This window comes from Zobellia russellii (assembly GCF_044597075.1).
GTDB lineage: Bacteria > Bacteroidota > Bacteroidia > Flavobacteriales > Flavobacteriaceae > Zobellia > Zobellia russellii.
Genome location: NZ_CP139000.1, coordinates 1311178 through 1331543 on the forward strand (window position 1 = coordinate 1311178; position 20366 = coordinate 1331543).

The window sequence follows — 20366 nt, forward strand, 5'->3', positions numbered from 1 at the left end:
GTTTTGGGTGTTATTACTTCAAACCAAAAAAATGCGCAACAGGATATAGTATGTTTTTATTGATGAAACTACCCAGACGTAAATCAATGTCAAAAGCACGTTCTGTTAACCAATAAGCGGATATAACAATTAAAACAATGGAAATCCAAAGTAGGAGTCTTGTATAAAATTTATTGTTTCTAATAAGATAAAGAATTGGAAAAATCAGTGCAATAATAGCAATTTGACCTAACTCCACCCCTATATTGAATCCAACCAGAGACAATGAAAGGTATTCGCCTTTAAAACCTAAATCTCCCAATACACTGGCAAAACCAAACCCATGAAAGAGACCAAAAACAAAAGCAATAACCCAGTCTTCTCCTTTAAATATAGGCCTGATATTGTGATAAGCTGCAAGGCCAACGGAAAAAGCTATTATTGATTCCACCACGCGAGAAGGCAATGTTATAATTTCTAAAGATGCAAGACTTAAGGTAATTGTATGGGCAATAGTAAAAAAAGTAACGATTTTAAGGATATACATAAAAGCAGGTCTAAAACTCTTAACCGGCTCCCAGCCCCAAAAACCTGACTTAGTAGTATTAATAGCTTCGCCTGTGACTCCCTCTTTTTTGCGTCTTCTTACCACAGATGGCAGAATTAGAGCTACTAAAAATAGGATATGATCCATTCCGATCCAAATGTGCCACACACCTTGTTGCACCATAGCCAGAAAACCCTTCCACAGAGAAGTTTCTTTGATAGAAAACGTTCCATTACGCTCCCCTTCGGATAAATATAGAGCAACAATATGCTCATTATTAATGAGACCCGCCTTCCAATTATACTCCATTGCCACAAGACACATATGTGATGGGTCTTCATCAAAAAAAGCGTTGTAATCCAACGTTAAGCTATCAGGTAAATTTTCTGAATTTTCAAGTCGGAAATGAAAATTGATAAAGTCTCCATAAGACAGATTTAGTTTTGTAATCTCCCCCGTAAAGACAATTGTATAGTCTGCCAGTTCAGATGAGAATTTAGCATTTTCGAATAAATAAGCCTGAATTCTTTCTTGGAATGGCCTTACCTGTTCTATACTCGGGTGCAACCCTAAATCCAGCCCAAAAACACTATTAAGTTCGTGAGCATTGACTTCAAAACGACCTTCTATTCCAGTCTTCTCATAAATCCGAAGATATATTAAACTTTGTTTTGGTTGGTGGCCAAACGTTACTATTGGCAACAGCAGAAATAGGCCAAAGATTAATGGCAGTAATAGTTTTTTCATAGCGTTCTCAAGATAGAAAATTATTTTTTAGTCTGGTCGTTAATGGTATTTTCAAAAATCAACTATTGAAAATGGTCTATAGTTTATACTGACAAAATGATATTCTTATGGTTCAGATAGGATTAATTAAATTCACCGTAATATCAATTTATCAACAAAACACCCTTCAATATTAATTTAATTTATAAAACATTAGGTAAAATTCAGTATTTTTCGATGATTGACCTATAAATCAGTTATTGAATTACTTTTAAATTTGATAAGCTCCAAATCATAAATTAACTTAGCCAAGCTATGAATCAGAAGATTTCAATACTGTTTGAAGTCCTCATGGTTTGTGGTATGATATCAACTAGACCGTGAATTTGGAATCAACTTACACCTTACCACAATTGTTGGGCAGTGTAGCAATTGCATCACCCCAAAGTGAAGCATTTCGCTATTTGGAGGAAACTATGTCTTATGGAGACCTTCACAAAAAAACCGATCAGCTAGCCTCATACCTTATCTCATTAGGTATTAAGAAAGGTGACCGTATTGGTATATATATGAACAGATGTTTGGAAACCTGTATTGCAGTATACGGAATCTTAAAAGCCGGAGCTGTCTATGTTCCCTTAGACCCTTTTACCCCAATTAACCGAACACTTGCAATTATAAATGATTGTGGAATTACGTGTCTGGTAACCACTCCTACAAAAAGAAGAAAGATAGACAACTTGCTGAACGAGCAAAGTCCAATAAAAACAATTATTGGAGATACCCTTAAAAACACAACGCAATCCATTTCATGGGATGAGATTTTCTCGGTTTCAACTGATGGTTTCATTGCGCCCAATATTTTGGAGCAAGATTTAGCATTTATTCTTTATACGTCCGGTTCAACAGGAGTTCCAAAAGGTATTATGCATACGCATTACAGTGCCTTGAGCTTGGCCAAAATTGCTGCTGACACTTACAGCTTTAACTCTGATGATGTTTTTGGGAATCCCGCTCCGCTTCATTTTGACCCTTCCACTTTTGGCTATTTTGTAGCTCCATTGGTTGGCGCCACTACGGTTATTATTCCAGATGCCCATTTAAAAATGCCAGCAAGCCTAAGTGCACTTATCGCAAATGAAAAAATTACAGTCTGGTATAGCGTTCCCCTTATGTTAATCCAGCTTTTAAATAGTGGTACATTAAGTAAAAATGACTTCGGTTCTCTACGATGGGTGCTTTTTGCCGGTGAGGTTTTTATCACTAAACACCTTAGAGCACTCATGAACGAATGGCCGCATGCCAAGTTCAGTAATCTATACGGTCCGGCAGAACTTATTCTTTGTACCTATTACCATCTACCGGAGCCTCCTAAAACAGATGACCCTATTCCTATTGGTAATGTTTGGGGCAACACCGAGTTTAAAATACTTTATAAAAACAATAATGATGTAAGCTCTAATGAACCTGGTGAGTTAGCAGTACGCTCAGCAACTATGATGCAAGGGTATTGGAACAACAAATCGCTAACGGAACGTTCCTTTCATAAAGTAACCATAGCGGAAGGATACGACCATATCTATTATAAGACCGGTGATTTGGTTAAACTTAACCCAAAAGGAGAATTATTGTTTTTAGGCAGAAATGACCGGCAAATAAAACTTAGAGGGTATCGCGTTGAGTTGGACGAAATAGAACTAACCTTATTAAAATATAAAGATGTTGAAGAAGTAGCGGTTCTGGTGTTAGGAAAAGAAGAGGAAGTACAAGAACTGGCCGCGGTAATAAAACCTTCTAAAGATTCCTGTATAAACCTTACCTATCTCATGGAGTTCTGTAAAATAGAACTTCCCTCCTATGCTGTTCCAAAAACCATAGAATTTATGGATGATTTTCCAAGAACCAGTTCCGGAAAAATAAGCCGAAAAGAAATAGGTAAATTATTGGAAGAAAACCAAATATGAAAGACAAGATAGTATCGTACATCAAAAATAAATTAGCCTCAGAACCTATTGAAGAAATAGAGGTTGATGAAGACCTCTTGGGGTCTGGACTTGTTGATTCTATTGGAATGGTACAGTTGATTCTTTTTATTGAAACCGAAGCAGCTATAAAGGTACTGCCAGAGGAGATGACCATTGAGAATTTCATGACCATAAACCACATGCTAAGATTTATAGACAGCAAACAAGATACCGACACGAAGCAGATTTAATTATGAAGAGTAATCAAAAAGATACGTTTCTACCTCTTACAAAAAGTCAGTCTGCACTTTGGGCCGGTCAGCGAATGCATTCAAATGTTCCGCTTCACAACGTGGTATACACCTTTGAAATAAAAGGAGAAATAAACCACACCCTATTCGAAAAGGCATTTCAAAAACTTATCAATGCGACAGATATACTTCGGATGGTCTTTTCCGAAGAACAAGGAAATCCAATACAGACCATTCTTAATGAAATAGATTTTTCATTGGAACTTGTAGACTTTACCAGTAACAATGATAATATTACTGTTGATGAATGGCTCTACCAACGTACATTGCAGCGCATGGATATTTCAAAAAGGGTATTTCATACTGCTCTATTGAGAACCGGCCCGAACAACTACATTTGGTTTTTAAAGCTTCACCATTTGGTGACGGATGCCGTATCCAATTCCATTCTTTATAATCGGATGAATTCCTTTTACCAAAACGAATTAGAAAAGGTAACCGCCCCATTACAAGATTTTCCAACGTTTTCAGATTATATAAAATATGAAAACGACCAGATTACAACCAAATCAGGTGCTGATAGCCAAAACTATTGGATAGATAAAACGAAAGATACATTAGAGCTACCTCAATTTTACGGAGAAAAGCTTAATAAAAGTACCGAAGCCAAGCGCACGTATGTTCACCTTGGAGCCGAACGTTCTCAGAAATTACGGTATTTAGCAAAACAACCTGAGTTTAGGGGATGGACGGAAGACCTGACACTCTTTAACTTATTCCTCACACTATATTTCAGCTATATCCACCGGGTAAGCGGACAACATAAAATAGCAATTGGTGCGCCAGCACATAATCGTCCTACCCGGGATTTTCAGAAAACTGCCGGGCTTTTTATTGAAGTTCTCCCCCTAGTGATTGAAATTGAGGAAGACGATACGTTCATCAGTCTTTTTAACCGAGTTAAAGTTGAAACAAATGCATATTTACGAAATGTAAGCCCTGGGTGTGCAACACCTAGCACCAATGCTAGTTTCAATGCCATTTTAAATTACATACACGCAGATTTTCCTGATTTTAACGGCTTTCCTACAAAAACCGAATGGCTGCATTCCGACCATATGGACAGCAATCATGCGCTCCGCACCCACGTTTATGACATGAACAAAAGTGGTGCGTTCAAGATAGCTTTTGATACAAATTGCCACACTTTTTCAAAAGCTACGGCAGAAGAAATGCCTAATCATTTTCTGAACATCCTAGACGGTTTTTTAGAAGATTTTGAACAATCCATATTTAAACCCGCACTACTACCTATTGAACCTTTAAAATGTAATAGTGAAGATATATCATCTACACAATTTCAATCTATTTTAAGTAGCTTTCAACATAATCAGGAACAACATCCAAATTCCGTTTCGCTACAAGCGGGGAATGAAATTCTCACCTACAGCTCATTGAACAAAAAGGCCAATCAACTGGCACATTATTTAAAAAGTAAAGGTGTTGATAAGCAAAGTAGAGTGGCTCTTCATTTTTATCGCAGTCCAGACTACATAATCAGCATACTAGCCGTTCTAAAAACAGGTGCAGCATTCATTCCCGTCTCATCGGACCAACCAGCGGAACGAATTAAATACATCATTTCAAATTCTCAGAGCGCTCTTTTACTTAGTCAAAGCGAACTCATTTCAAAAATAGAAGTGCCAGATATTGGCATTCTAGATATCCAAAAAGAACGTTCAATTATTAAAGAACAACCGGTTACCGATATTGAAATACAAAACGAACCCACAAGTTTAGCGTATATACTCTACACATCTGGGAGCACAGGCAAACCCAAGGGCGTCTTAATTTCAAACGGGGCGTTGTCTAATTATATTTTCTGGGCAAAGGAAGCTTATAGCGTTAATCAAAAATCGGTTTTTCCGCTTTTTACGTCCATAGGTTTTGACCTGACCATCACCTCTACCCTTTTACCTTTAGTAAGTGGTGGCAGAATCAATATCTATAAAGAACCCACTACCGGGCCGGACGTAAGTCTGTTGAAAGTTATAGAGGATAATCTGGTAAATTGTGTTAAGCTCACCCCTTCCCATCTATCTCTTTTAAAAGACAAGAAACTAGAAACCTCCTATATACACACCATGATTGTTGGTGGTGAAGAATTAAAATCGAGCTTAGCAAAAACAGTACAGGCAGCATTTTCTTCGGAATTAAAAATATATAACGAATATGGTCCTACGGAAGCCACTGTGGGCTGTATTTTTTCAAGATACGACCAAGATAAACACACAGCGAGTTCCGTGCCAATAGGCTTTCCTATTTCCAACATGAACGCCTATATTTTGGATACCTATAAAAATCAGGTTCCCAATGGCGTTATTGGCGAGCTCTATTTAAGTGGTGCTGGGTTATCTGACGGATATGCCAATGCCCCTAATATGACGGCCGAAAAATTTGAGAAAAACCCTTTTTCACCTGAAACTAAAATGTACAAGACTGGAGATTTGGGCAGAATGAATAAAAATGGGGAGTTTGAATATATTGGTCGCCTGGATGAACAAGTAAAACTTAGAGGATACCGTATAGAACTTGCGGATATAGAAAGTAACCTCCTTAAGGTTCCTGAAATAACCAACTGTGCAGTAGTATTAGTTGAGAACAAAGAAACTATCCCTGAAGAAGAGGTAGTAAACTGTACAACATGCGGATTACCTTCTAACTACCCAAACGCAGATTTTAATGAGGATGGGGTTTGTCATTTATGTACTGCGTTCGAAACCTATAAAGACAAAACCGAACGCTATTTTAAAAATGATGAACAGTTGGTTTCGCTCTTAACATCAAAAAGTGGTCAAAATCGCAGTTATGATTGCATTTCACTTTTAAGTGGTGGAAAAGACAGCACCTATGTTCTTGCACGCCTGGTAAATATGGGGCTCAATGTTTTAGCCTTCACTATGGATAATGGCTATATTTCCGAACAGGCAAAGGCAAATGTTGACCGTATTGTAAAAAAGCTGGGCGTAGACCACATTTATGGACGAACACCTCATATGAACGAAATATTCGTAGATAGTCTTAATCAACACCACAACGTTTGCAATGGGTGCTTTAAGACCATTTATACCCTGAGCACCAAAATAGCACTTGAGAAACAAATTCCATTTATAGTTACCGGTTTAAGTCGTGGTCAGTTTTTTGAAACCCGACTTACCGAAGAACTTTTTTGGGACGACGAATTGGACACCTCAAAAATTGACGATACCATTTTAGAAGCAAGAAAATTATATCACCAAGAGTCGGATGCCGTAAAACGACTTTTAGATGTATCCATTTTTGAAGACGAAAGTGTTTTTGAAAAAGTAGAATTTGTAGATTTTTATAGGTTTAGTGATGTCAGTTTAGAAGAAATGCTGGTTTATCTAAAAGAGAAAGCAGGCTGGATAAGACCTACGGATACCGGCAGATCTACAAACTGCCTTATTAACCAAGTTGGTATTTATGTCCATAAAAAGGATTTAGGGTATAGCAATTACTCTTTTCCATATAGTTGGGATGTACGATTAGGGCATAAGACTAGAAACGAAAGCCTTGAAGAAATAAACGAGGTAATTGATGAGAAGGAGGTTTTGCGAATCATGCACGAAATTGGGTATACCCCTTCACATCCAGACTGGGAAAACAACTCTAAGTTGGTTGCTTATTACACAGGTAAAAAAGACTTGTCCATTAAAAAATTACAAAATTTATTGGCCCAACAACTTCCTTCATATATGCTTCCATCTGTGTATAAACACTTGGAGGAAATGCCATTGACTTCCAACGGAAAAATTGATAAGAAAAGTTTAAAAAACCTATCGTCGGTACAGCTGGCTATGGACACATCATATACAGCACCAAGAAATGAAATAGAAGAACTACTGGAGAATATTTGGGCCGAAGTTTTGAAATTGAACAATGTTGGCGTACATGATAACTTTATTTCTTTAGGAGGTCATTCACTAGCAGCAATACGTGTCACTGCCCGGATTAACGAGGAAATTGAATATAATTTCCCTTTAAATAAAATATTTGAGATGCCCACAATTGCAGAATATGCAACCTATATAGAAGAAACCTTAACATCTCTTCTAGAAAAATAAAACCTTTAGTACCCTGTTTCCGTAAGTAAAACTGAATGCAGAGCAAAAAAGAAAATTTTAGCCGTTCAACAAAGCCAACGCTTATAAAATATGTAGCGTTGATAATCGCTTTGTGCTATATTTTAAATCCATTGCATCAAAAAATAAGCACTGTTTTTCACGAAGTTTCTCACATTTTGGAAATGCCTGATTCGATAATTGGCCATGACTCCTCCATTCATGAAAATAATACCCACTATACTCATCATCATACGGATATTGATAGGCATGAGCATAATTTTATTAATATAATTGACGCCATTTTTGATGCTTCCGGCACCAATGAATCAACAGAAGACTCGCTATTAGCAGATTTTAAGTTTGATAAGCATATTACTACAGCTTATCCGGTGTTTCATCATATTCCGGCAATGAAATCTTTAGCGAATTTTAAAACCATAGAAAGTAACCTAAAACTAGGTTATTTTACCGTTTTAAAAGAACCTCCACAACCAACCAACTTCCCCATTTCCGGTTAAGGTTTACTCCTACATTTTATTTTTTTATTCAGCATCAAGTTATGTCTATATATGTCTATGGATACGCTTGTATGTTCACTATATTTCAATCTTGTTTATTATGAAAAAACATATTACTCTTATAGTACTATTAGCTTTTGGTCTTGTGGTCCAGGCCCATGACCTTAATGGTACGGTAACGAACGAAAAACAAATTGCCCTAGAAGGTGTTGGCGTTTATAACAAAACTACCGGTGGGTATACATATACCAATGTTTCCGGATATTTTGAACTAGATGACATATCCGTTGGAGATGTTATTTATTTCTATAGTTTAGGCTATAAAAATCATCAACTTACTATTACGGAATCGCTTTTAGACAGCAACACAAACATCACCCTAATAGAATCTGCCGTTTCTTTGGAGCAAGTGGTACTGGTTTCAAAAGTAAACGCCCTTAGCAACTTTGTAAATGTTGATGTTAAAGCAAACCCTGTTAAATCTTCGCAGGAAATTCTGCGAAAAGTACCGGGATTAATCATTGGCCAACATGCCGGAGGTGGAAAAGCCGAGCAAATTTTCTTAAGAGGATTTGATATTGACCACGGAACGGATTTAGCCATTAATGTAGACGGTCTACCTGTAAACATGGTATCTCATGCTCATGGGCAAGGGTATTCGGATATGCACTTTATAATCCCCGAAACTATTGATAATATTGACTTTGGAAAAGGTCCTTATTATGCTAACAAAGGAAACTTTAATACCGCAGGGTACATCGACTTAAAAACGAAACGCAAACTAGAAAACAACTTGATTTCGGCAGAAATTGGTCAATTCAACACCTTGCGTACCGTAGGTATGTTCAAAGTGGCCGAAAGTGATTTTAGCAATGCTTATTTAGCTTCTGAGTTGGTTTTAACCGATGGCCCGTTTGATTCTTCTCAAAACTTCAATCGTCTAAATATTATGGGGCGATATACTTTTAACAATCGTAAAGACCAAGATTTGAGCATTACACTTTCTCATTTTCAAAGCAAATGGGATGCTTCCGGTCAGGTTCCGCAAAGAGCCGTAGATGCAGGTTTAATAGGTAGATTTGGAGCAATTGACGATACTGAGGGAGGAAACACAAGCCGCAGCAATATTCTCCTTAACCATACCAAACAACTAGATGAACATTCTAGGGTAAAGTCTAAGGCTTATTTGACAAAGTATGATTTTGAGCTCTTTTCCAACTTTACGTTCTTCTTGGAAGATCCAGTAAACGGGGACCAAATAAGACAATTTGAAGACCGGACCATAATTGGTGCCGAAACAAGTTACGAGCATTCCGTTCATGTTGGAGACCATGATTCTCAATTAAAATATGAATCAGGAATAGGTTTTAGGTATGACGATGTTAACGATGTTCAACTATCCCGAACAAAAAACCGTCAAACCCTATTGGAGCGTTTGGCTTATGGAGATGTTGACGAGTTAAATGCCTATGGTTTTTTTGATGTAACCTATAAAAAAAATAAATGGACTTTGAACACCGGTCTCCGTTTAGACTATTTTAAGTTTGATTATGTAAATAACCTTACCGAAACCTATGATAGCAAAAGCGAGAACAAGCTTTTTCTAGGTCCAAAATTTAATGTTATTTATGCCCCAACTTCCAATTTGCAGCTTTTTGCTAAATCGGGTATTGGATACCATTCAAATGATACTAGAGTGGTTACCGCAAACAATGGCAAGGAAATTCTTCCCTTGGCCTATGGAGCGGATTTAGGAGCAATTTACAAACCAGTAGACCGATTGGTTATTAATGCCGCTTTGTGGACATTGTTTTTAGAACAAGAGTTTGTCTATGTTGGTGATGCCGGTATAGTAGAACCAAGTGGAAAAACAAAGAGGCTCGGGGTTGATTTTGGTTTACGCTACCAAATTACCGATTGGCTTTATGCTAATGGAGACGTAAATTACACTTACGCCAGAAGTTCAGAAGATCCAGATGGGCAAGACCTTATTCCCCTTGCCCCAGATTTGACTTCCACAGCCGGGTTGTCATTTATTGATATTAAGAATTTCTCAGGTGGAATAAACTATAAATATGTAAAAGATAGACCGGCAAACGAGGATAATTCAATTGTAGCAGAAGGTTATTTTGTAACCGACTTAAATTTAAATTATTCCATAAAGAACTGGACACTGGGCGTTATTGTAGAAAACCTTTTTGACACCGAATGGAACGAAACCCAATTTGCAACGGAAAGCAGACTGTTTAACGAAACCGCTCCTGTTGAAGAAATACATTTTACACCAGGTATACCTTTTTATTTAAGAGGAAAAGTATCAGTTAATTTCTAATAGGATTTAGATTTTACTAAAGCGGAGATATGTCCAATTGGATATATCTCCGCTTTGTTATTTGTACCATACTGTAAAGATGTTAAGAATTATTCTCATTATGGTGGTTCTAACTTATCTTTGCACTATACAAAACATCATAAATATCGGCATTGTCCGTTATAACTCATACATAATAACGAAACCACTATACATGTTTCAATTTTTCAATAAGAAAAAATATTTAGTCGACTACCTAGATGGTTTTATTGACATTCATAATCACCTATTGCCAGGTATAGATGATGGGGCAAAAACAGTGGATGATTCCATAGCTCTTCTAAAAGCTTTGGCTGAATTTGGTATCACTCATTTTGTTGCCACTCCACATATCATGTCCAACTATTACCCCAATACAAAAGAAACCATAAATGCCTCTCTTACCGAGTTAAAAAACGCATTGCTACAAAATGATTTAAAAGAAATATCCATAGAAGCATCTGCGGAGCATATGATTGATGACAACTTTGAAAACCTGCTGGAAAACGACGGTGTTATGCCAATGAAGAAAAGTTATTTATTGGTAGAAATGTCCTATTTACAGCCCCCTATTAACTTTGACGAAGCTATTGTGAAAACCGCTTCGAAGCGTTTTTTCCCAATCTTGGCACACCCAGAAAGATATGGCTTTTTACACCATAGAAAGAAAAGGTATCAAGAATATAAAGACAATGGTATTCTCTTTCAAATGAACCTATTATCACTCAGCGAATATTATGGTAAAGAAGTGCCCAAAATGGCATTAGAGCTTCTAGATAACGGCTTAATAGATTTTGTAGCTTCGGATATTCATAACATGAATCAGCTTAATGCACTAAAGAAAATAACCCTTTCTAAAAAAATGGTAGATCAGGTTCTACCTTTAATTAATAACTCTATTCAGAACTTCTACTAAAAAAATTTAGTAATTTTCACATACGAAAATAGCATAAAAAATGCCGCTGAATTAGCGGCATTTTTTTATATCCAGTTATCAATTTCTTAATTCTGTACCAGTATTTTCATGGTTACTGGTTTTCCTTTATTATTGGCTATACTCAAGAAGTAGATACCGTCTCGTAAAAGATAAACAGGGATTTGATATGTATCAGCCCCAACCATAACTACTTCATCCGCATTGATTCCACTAATTAATCTACCTTGCTGGTCAAGCAAATTAATGCCCAACATCATGAAGTCCTCCGGTTGATTTAAAATTCTAACATTGGCTACGCCTTCTTTAATAGGATTCTTTTCTAAAATATAACCCATTTTATCTCCTTCCAAAGTTTCGGAAACCGTTATAACCACTGTATCCGAATGTGTTTCTCCACCGGCATTGGTAACTGTAAGGACTACCTCGTAGACTCCATTTTCTAGGAACGTACTTGCACTATCTGCTTCCTCTGATGTATTCCCATTATTGAAGTCCCAAAAATAATCTTCAATATTACCAATTGAATTACTACCCGTAAAAGTTACCTGTAAAGGGGCTTTACCCTCCTTTGGTGCAGCTTCGGCAACCGCCAAGAGACCATTTTCAGGAACTACGGTAACCTTTACCTCGTCCGTAACCGTTTGACTCTCATCATCTGTTACCGTCAATTTAAAGATATAGACACCTTCGACCATACTACTAACTGATAGTTCAGCCGTATTATCGCCATTTAATGTAGCCGTGTTGGGCCCGCTTTCTTGTGTCCACGCGAAAGTAACAGTCCCTCCATCAGGATCTGAACCTGATCCTGAGATTACCGTACTATTATCAGGTAAGGTTAACATTTGGTCCTCACCAGCATCTGCTGTAGGAGCTCCTTCAACAACCGGTTCTATTATTTCAATACCCGATATTTTAGGAAATTCCGTAACAGGACTTAAGGTAATGGTTAGACTTCCGTCTGTTACATTTATTCCGTTAAATGTTTCAATTATAGCAGTGGCAGCCCCTCCTGCTTCTACAAAAATATCATAGTTTTCAATTTGCTCTTGACCTTCTACATCAATATTAAAAACCCTAGAACCTGCGCCACCTGCAGAACCATCACCGGGTACACCATAATAAATCTCTGCAAAATGCAGATTAACACTATGCTCTCCATTAGCTACAGGTATATCATAAATTAGACTACCTGTGGTACGGTATCTTTCAGTTTGATAGAGAACATCGTTCTCTGTATTGGCTATAGCAATTGCGTTCGCAAGAGTCTCGCCTCCATTACTATGCTGATCAGACGCCCAACTTGTTCCATTGAAATTATAGTTAGGCCCGCCACTATTAACACGAGTTACCATAGATGTACTTGATTTTGTCACTGACACATCATCAAAACCTACATCCCCTTCTTCATCGGTAACGGTCAAACGAAATACGTAAAGACCATCTTGAAGATTACTAACAGATAACTCTGTTGTAGCGTCTCCACTTAATGTTGCAATACTAGGTCCGCTTTGCTGTGACCATTGATATGAAACGATTAAACCGCCATCAGGATTATTTCCAGAACCAACTAAGGTAACACTGGTTGTTGATATAATTTTATCGGACCCCGCATTTGCAATTGGTCTATTATCTTGCAAAAGTGGTGTAGTATTTTCGTATATTCTTAATACCCTATCATTTAACCATCCATTAGAAACAACATCTAAATCACCATCTGCATCAATATCTACGACTCTAGCACCATCATGATGTTCATAACCTAGAGCACCATCATCCAAAATAATTTTATTGAATTCTCCCGAACCGCAAAGATCATTTTCGAATGCTATCAGGCGTTTGTCACCCCTCCACTCTCCAACAACAATATCTTTGTCTCCGTCGAAATCTATATCTATTGCAAATACACTTAAACTCCCATTTACCTCACTATCCAAATCATGACGTATCCATAACTGTGTAGGATCTGAAGGTGCCTCAAACCAAGCAAATTGGGTCCTTGGACCTGTTCCATCACCCTCGTTACCCAAACTTAACTGCCCAACGACCGCATCCAAATCACCATCGCGATCAAAATCGGCCAACTGTGCACGGTCAGCTGTTGTAGAATAGGCATCATTTACACCGGTTTCAAACTTTTCAAAATTTAGCCCGCCATTATTTCGCAACCAATTAACACCTTGAAATAAATCTAAATCACCATCCTGATCAATATCTCCTGCTTGAATATCCTCTCCCGAAGAATCAGAACTAACATTTATTAAATCCCAAGTTTGGGTGGTTATACTATTTTTATCGGGAGGTGTAAGCATTTGAATGGGTGAACCAGTAAATTCCGCTCCGTTCCAATTTATTGCCATTCTATACGTACCAGTATTATCAAATACACCGCCAGCAAGGCCTGCCAAGAAAGGTTCTACGTAATCAGTATCTCCTTCCGGAATATTTTCAAAGACCGTAAAATTACCATTTCCATCATTTTGGGCCCACACCAATTGAGCTCCGGTATACTCGCCCGTAGTACCCAACAAGTCCATATCTCCATCATCATCAAAATCATACACATGAGCAACGTTTTTGAATGTGCTGCCTATAGTGTTCTTTTCCCAATTACCAGAAGCTGAACCTGGGTTTTTATACCACCATCCACCAGTAACAATATCTTTAAGTCCATCTCCATCTAAATCGTCATCTGCAAAGGTATAGACCACTGTATAAGGATTTGGGTCAAATTCATGCACAACCCACGATTCAGGAAACGGAGTTTCGTTACAAGTTATCAAACCTGTTACATTTACCACTACTTCATCATAAATTCCAGTCCCCGTATGGTCTGCATTAAATAATTCTATTCTAATAGTATGTTCTCCATCAGCTAAATCATTAAATGGGATAGGATCGTACCCATAGTATTTATCTATTAAGTCACTATCTACGTAATAATGAATATGAGTATCATCTTCATTAATAACCCAATTGTCTACCCTAAAAGCAACTTCGAAAGGTTTGTTAACATCCCAACCGTTTGAAGGTGAAGTAATGGTGATATTAGCATTTGTAGGAGTTCCACCTTCAAAAGTATCTTTTGATAAAATTTCTATCCCATTCACTTTAGGACTTTGTACCACACCATTAAAGAATATACTCGCAAAGCCATCGGTAACCGTAACATTGTCAAATTCCTTTACCAAAGCTGTTGCTGGGTCTGTTTCGGAAAGTATGTCAAAGTTAGATAAAACTTCATTACCTTCAATTACAACATTAAAGACACGAGCACCAGCACCCTTATCAAGTTGATTTTCATCCACACCGAAGAATATTTCAGCAAAGTGAAGTCTTATGTCATATTCCCCAGCAAGAGCTACCGGAATTTGATATTCAAAAGAGCCCTTATTATTGGTGTAACGTTCGGTTTGATACAATTCATCATCATCCGTTCCTGCAACGTCTACAGCTTTACCGTATTCACTCCCAGAGTTAAAATATTCATCTTCTTTGAAAATTTCCCCTCCAGGCCCGGTAATTTGATTTCCACCTGTATTGATTCTAATTTCCTCGAAAACAAAGAATGAAAAACTCTCAGCTACCATAGGAATACCGCTAATGTTCTCTACATTGGAAATACTAAGGTTATAATCGACATCCGCACTTAAAAGAGACGTATTTAGAAATACAGTGTGCCCGTCCGGTTGAAGCTCTGCACTTTGCACAGATACACCGTTGGTAATTGAATAATTTGACACATTCTCTGCAGTGCCCTCATCCACGTATTCGGAAAACTTAACCTCCAAAACGTTGTTTCCATCAGGTTGCACACCGTGAACTTCAGGAGGTGTGTTATCTTCTGAAACTCCATTGCCTAGAAATTCAACATAATTTAATCTTAAGATATCCTGTGATGAACTAGCATTCTTAAATACAAAAAACAAATCATGTTTTCCTGTTGGTACACTATTTATTGAAGTTTGCACATGTAACCAATTATCGTTCCCTCCGGTTGAAGGTATAGTTGTGGTTGTTACCAAGGTACCTGTAGGGCTGTCCAATCTAAGTTCAATAGTACTACCCGAATTGTCTGACGCCACCAAGTATTTGACGGCATTCATATTCATCAAATTACGTCCTTCAAAAGATATATATGAATTGTTATCTACCTGTATAGCATCCTTAGCTCCTTCCAATTCATACGTATTCGGTACAATCGTGACGCCACTTTGATTGTCAAAATATTCAGCTTCCCTCCTCTTTGGATATACTCGTATTTGCCCTCTAGATATAAGTCCATCACTATCCGTATAATTCGCATTTAGAACGTAAAAAATATCCATACCACCATCTATTTGGTGGTCTCCATCATCTAAATTAAGAGTTGATGTGCATGGATCTACGCTTCCTACATCGTGAAAATGGTTTTCATGTCCAAGAGATGGCACCACATTAATATCCTCACAGGGAATAACACCGTCTTCCGCATCATTAGCAACCAGGTTGAAATCTACATCATCGTTCCAATTAAAAAAGCCACCATCTACAGGCGAATTAAAACTAAATTCAGTAGGTGTATTACCAGCATAAATTTTTACTGTTTTAGCACCAATAGCCCCTTCAGGGTCTGTAACTTTAAGTTGTGCTGTATAAGTGCCTTTCGTAGTGTAAGGGTGTGAAATATTAGGCGTAGTATAATCGACCGTACCGTCTATATCTATATCCCAAGCATAACTTAAAGGAGAATCCCCGTTAGGATCAGTAGTCTGATCTCCAGTAAAATTAACAGTTAACGGTAAAAGTCCAAAAGTCACATCGGCCGACATAACTACAGAGGGAGGAGAGTTTGTGGTAATACCCGTATAATTAACTTGAATAAGTCTACCGATACCTTCAGGGACATCCTGAGGGCAACAACCTTCTCCATAAGCCAATATGTACATTTTACCATCTGGACCTAGTTCCATATCGATGTAGCCATCTCTACTGTTCCCAGACCCTGGAAACACATCGTCATCCAGCATTTCTTCAGAAATAATGGAACCATCTGCAGCCATTTCTACTGCCCAAATGCGACTCGTATTAAAATCAAAGTAAAAAAATAAACCATCAAATTCAGCGGGAAGACGTTGTTGATCTAATAATTCATTATCATAATTATATCTAAATCCCGCTAAATAACATTTATGGAATTTTTCAATCCATGCCTCTTGAGCTGGAGGCAGAACCGTCGCTCCCGTATTCCATTTTGAAATATTTTCTGGAGCAGCTGGATTATTATAATATGTTGGATTTGCATACGAAATTTGGTAAGGGTCATTATCTGCACCGGAAAAATAAGGCCAACCATAGTTACCCGCTTGTTTGGTCAAATTAATTTCATCTAAACCCTCTGGACCTAATTCGCTTGCAACATTTCCGTCTGGACCAACCTCTCCCCAAAATAACCAATCACTATGCTCTTTATCCACAAAAATCCGATAAGGGTTTCTAGCTCCCATTACATAAATTTCTGGTTTTGTATTTGGAGTTCCAGCGGCAAATAGATTTCCACTTGGTATAGTATAAGTTGCGCCTGGACCAGGTTTAATCCTTAAAATTTTCCCTCTTAAATCATTTGTATTAGATGAGGCCTTCTCTGCACTAAAGTCAGAATCATCTTCATCCAATGGCGAATAAAGTTTACTACCATAAGTAGTGTTATCACCTGTGGCTATATATAGGTTCCCTTGAGAATCAAAATCCATATCTCCTCCAGAATGCCATAATGCAGACCTCGAGGTATTCCACTGAATGATAACTTCCTCTGAGCTGAAGTCTACCATATCTTCAACAACACTAAACCTGGAAACTCTATAGCCAACAAAATCTATTGGTGCATAATGAAGATAAATTTTATTGTTATTTTCAAAATCCGGGTCAATCGCTACACCCACCAAACCATCTTCATGCTCATGATAAACTGGCAAAGTACCTGCTGAAACTGTAAATTGCTCGTCAGGTTTATAAATTAAGATTTCACCAAAGCGATCTAGAATAAATATCCTGCCATCAGGTGCAAATTTAAAGTTAGTTGCATTCGATAGCCCAGTTACAATATCAACTTTGGCAAATTCATCGGTTAATTGTGCTTTAACACTAGAAAGACCCGCTAAAAATATAGAGAGACATGTGAAAACTAGTTTTAAAAAGTACTTTTTTTTCATGCTAATTAAGTGTTTGGTATCAAAATCTAGCGTGTTAACACACGGCTGACAAATATAATGTAATAACACTTTGGGACTGAAATACCCTACTGCTTTTCGTTAAAAGAGGATTGATACTCGGCAAATAACCGACCGACTTGAAACTCTACAACTCATAAGGCATTTATGGACAACCTAATTCTTGACTCATTGATAAGTAGAACAAGATTAGATAAAATTTACAGGGGGAAGATTTACTTGTATTGAACTTCTTAAATTCTAAACTCTAAATTTAGCGTATAACAACAACTCATAAAAGTTAAAAATACCCCAAATATAAGTTCGGGGTATTTTTTGATGAAATTATTTAAAACTTCCACCATTTTTTTTGAGTTTTCCCATAGCCATAGCCATATTTCCCGCCATAACCTAGGTTAGAGGAATCTACATCATTAACAATAAATGACAACCCTTTAATTTTTCCTTCTTCTTGAAGTTTGATTGGGTATTCTACGGCATTTGTCTCTGTTACCCCTGCTCTAGTTACATAAAGAAGTAAGTCCGCATATTCACTAATTAAAAGCGTATCCGTAACCACCATCAAAGGTGCCGTATCTACAATTACGTAGTCATAAGTTTCAGAAACTTGGGCAAACAATTCCTTTATTCTATCGCTCATTAAAAGCTCAGCAGGGTTAGGAGGTATTCTACCTGAGTAAATCACATCAATTGTGTTTCTGTGGACCAACATAGGATTTACGATATCCCTAATTTCAATAGTGCTGTCATACAGAAATTCAGTAAGCCCGGCATCTTTATTTCTACTGGGTTTTTGCATATTATCTACATTACCTCCTGAGAAAAAAGTATACAACTTAGGATTCCTTATATCTGCACCAATCAAAAGTACTTTTTTATTGGTGCTAGCCAATATCATGGATAGGTTGGTAGAAAGAAATGTTTTACCCTCACCTGGCACACTAGATGTAACAAAAACAATGTTACTCTTCGCTGATTTTTTTTGCTTTGATTTTATTAAATAATCAAGATTGGTACGTATTATTCGTAATGACTCAGCTAACACAGAACGATCTTCTTTAACAACTAATTTCTCATCCTTTTTAGAAAGTTTAGGGAGCTCTCCCAATATAGGGATATTCTTAACAAGCTTTTCTAAATTATGCATATTATGCACTTTATTATCAAGTATATCTATCGTATATACCGTAGCGAAAGGAACCAAAAGCCCTAAAATAACAGCTGCCAAATAAACCATAGGAACTTTGGGCGATATAGGTAATTTACTAATACTATATGCTTGATCTACAATTTTAGACTTAGGAGAGCTAGATGCTGCCGAAATTTGAGCCTCTTCCCGTTTTTGAAGTAGGTATAAATATAATGACTCCGTTGTTTGTTGCTGCCTTGTAATATCCCTTAAAGCCCGTTCATTCGCAGGCGAAGAATAAATCTTAGAATTAAATCGTGCCTGCTGTCCACTTAAAGAATTCACGGTAAGTCCAAGATTATTTACCGTACTACTTAAACTGGACTGCATACTTCTTTTTAAGCCTGCAATTTGTTGATCCAGATTAACAATTACTGGGTTCTTCTCATTTGAACTTTTAAGAAGCCGCTTTCGTTCCAGAACCAGTTGGTTATATCGATCCGTAGTACTTGCTATTGTAGGGTCCGAAAGCCCAATGTTTGTTGGCAAAACTTCGTAACTGCCTTGTTGCTGAACTAATTCTTGCATTGACGCAGCCATATTAAGCTGATTTCGTGCATTTGCTAATTCCTGCTGATTAGCAACTCCCACGTTTAAGTTAACATTAGCTTCGGCTGCAATATCCGTTACACCTTTTTCAGTTTTAAAATCTTGCGCTGACTGATCTACACTGGCCAAATCAGAAGAAATATTAGCAATTCGCTCGTCAATAAAGTTAGAAGTACGATCGGCTATAATTTGCTTATCTTGGATTGCATTTTCATTATAAATCCTGACTAATGCATCAAGAATATTAGCCGCTTTTTCTCTTATTGGATCTTCTAGGCTAATATTTACAATATTTGAAAGTTCACTAGCCAAATTAACAACTATTCTGGTCCTGTATTCCTGAGAAACATCTTCTATAGGTTTTACTGAAATCCTCAATTTCTTGTCTATATAATTTTCAAACACACCAACATTTGGTGTTATTACAATATCACCAATTTCTGTTGGAATATTCTTTCCAAAAGCAAATATCTTAACAGGTTTATCCTCTTCTTCAGTATAACCGAAAGTAGTTGAGGAAGAAATAGTAACAAAAAAATCAAGCTCAGCTCTATTCAACACAGAATCAGCAGCTATAAAATTTATATTTATAGGAGGTTTTTTATATAACTCCGTTTCTTTAATATTTCCTTGAACTAAGATTTTAGTATTTAAATTCAGTTCTTTGACAACTCTAATAAAATTAGACCTAGAACTTATAAGTTGCAGCTCATCTTCTACTTTGTTTTTGCCTCCTCCTAACAAATTCAAATCCTGAAAGACATCAAGCTCAGAACCCGATGTTTTATCCTCCAATATCTGAATCTGGGTTTGAACAGCAAATTGAGGTGTTGCATATCTTATATACAGAAAGGCAATAATTAAAGCAAAAACTACGGATAGCACAAACCACTTCGCATGTATTGTATAAGTAGCTAGTATCTCCTTTAGATCAAACGAGTTGTTTGACGTTGAATTTTGATTATTCAAGCTCATTTTGTTTTTTTAATGTCATGTACTGAT

The 20366-nt window shown here is 37.1% G+C and carries 9 protein-coding genes; 6 read left to right on the top strand and 3 right to left on the bottom strand.

All coding sequences use genetic code 11. The features are described 5' to 3' along the window. Positions 1-13 precede the first annotated feature (13 nt). Positions 14-1273, bottom strand: a complete 1260-nt coding sequence (locus SJY45_RS05545; protein ID WP_215914309.1) for a HupE/UreJ family protein — start codon at positions 1271-1273, stop codon at positions 14-16. 359 nt (positions 1274-1632) lie between these two features. On the opposite strand from SJY45_RS05545, the gene SJY45_RS05550 reads away from it, so the two are divergent. From SJY45_RS05550 to SJY45_RS05575, 6 genes are all read left to right on the top strand, one after another. Further along, on the top strand, positions 1633-3216 hold the full coding sequence (locus SJY45_RS05550) for an amino acid adenylation domain-containing protein (RefSeq protein ID WP_400073578.1): 1584 nt from the start codon (positions 1633-1635) through the stop codon (positions 3214-3216). Continuing rightward, positions 3213-3467, top strand: a complete 255-nt coding sequence (locus SJY45_RS05555; protein ID WP_400073579.1) for an acyl carrier protein — start codon at positions 3213-3215, stop codon at positions 3465-3467. The genes SJY45_RS05550 and SJY45_RS05555 overlap by 4 nt, the downstream gene beginning before the upstream one ends. 2 nt (positions 3468-3469) lie before the next feature. After that, positions 3470-7612, top strand: a complete 4143-nt coding sequence (locus tag SJY45_RS05560) for an amino acid adenylation domain-containing protein (RefSeq protein WP_400073580.1) — start codon at positions 3470-3472, stop codon at positions 7610-7612. Positions 7613-7647: 35 nt separating this feature from the next. Next, positions 7648-8130: a hypothetical protein gene (locus tag SJY45_RS05565; protein WP_400073581.1), complete on the top strand. Its 483-nt coding sequence runs from the start codon at positions 7648-7650 to the stop codon at positions 8128-8130. A gap of 100 nt (positions 8131-8230) precedes the next feature. After that, positions 8231-10462: a TonB-dependent receptor gene (locus SJY45_RS05570; RefSeq protein ID WP_400073582.1), complete on the top strand. Its 2232-nt coding sequence runs from the start codon at positions 8231-8233 to the stop codon at positions 10460-10462. 193 nt (positions 10463-10655) lie between these two features. Continuing rightward, positions 10656-11396, top strand: a complete 741-nt coding sequence (locus SJY45_RS05575) for a tyrosine-protein phosphatase (protein ID WP_400073583.1) — start codon at positions 10656-10658, stop codon at positions 11394-11396. Positions 11397-11482: 86 nt separating this feature from the next. Here the strand turns inward: SJY45_RS05575 and SJY45_RS05580 are convergent, their stop codons facing one another. Together SJY45_RS05580 and SJY45_RS05585 are read right to left on the bottom strand one after the other, a co-directional pair. Further along, complete coding sequence (locus SJY45_RS05580) at positions 11483-17608, bottom strand: malectin domain-containing carbohydrate-binding protein (RefSeq protein ID WP_400073584.1); 6126 nt, start codon at positions 17606-17608, stop codon at positions 11483-11485. Between the two features lie 346 nt (positions 17609-17954). Beyond that, positions 17955-20339, bottom strand: a complete 2385-nt coding sequence (locus SJY45_RS05585; RefSeq protein ID WP_400073585.1) for a GumC family protein — start codon at positions 20337-20339, stop codon at positions 17955-17957. Between the last annotated feature and the right edge of the window lie 27 nt (positions 20340-20366).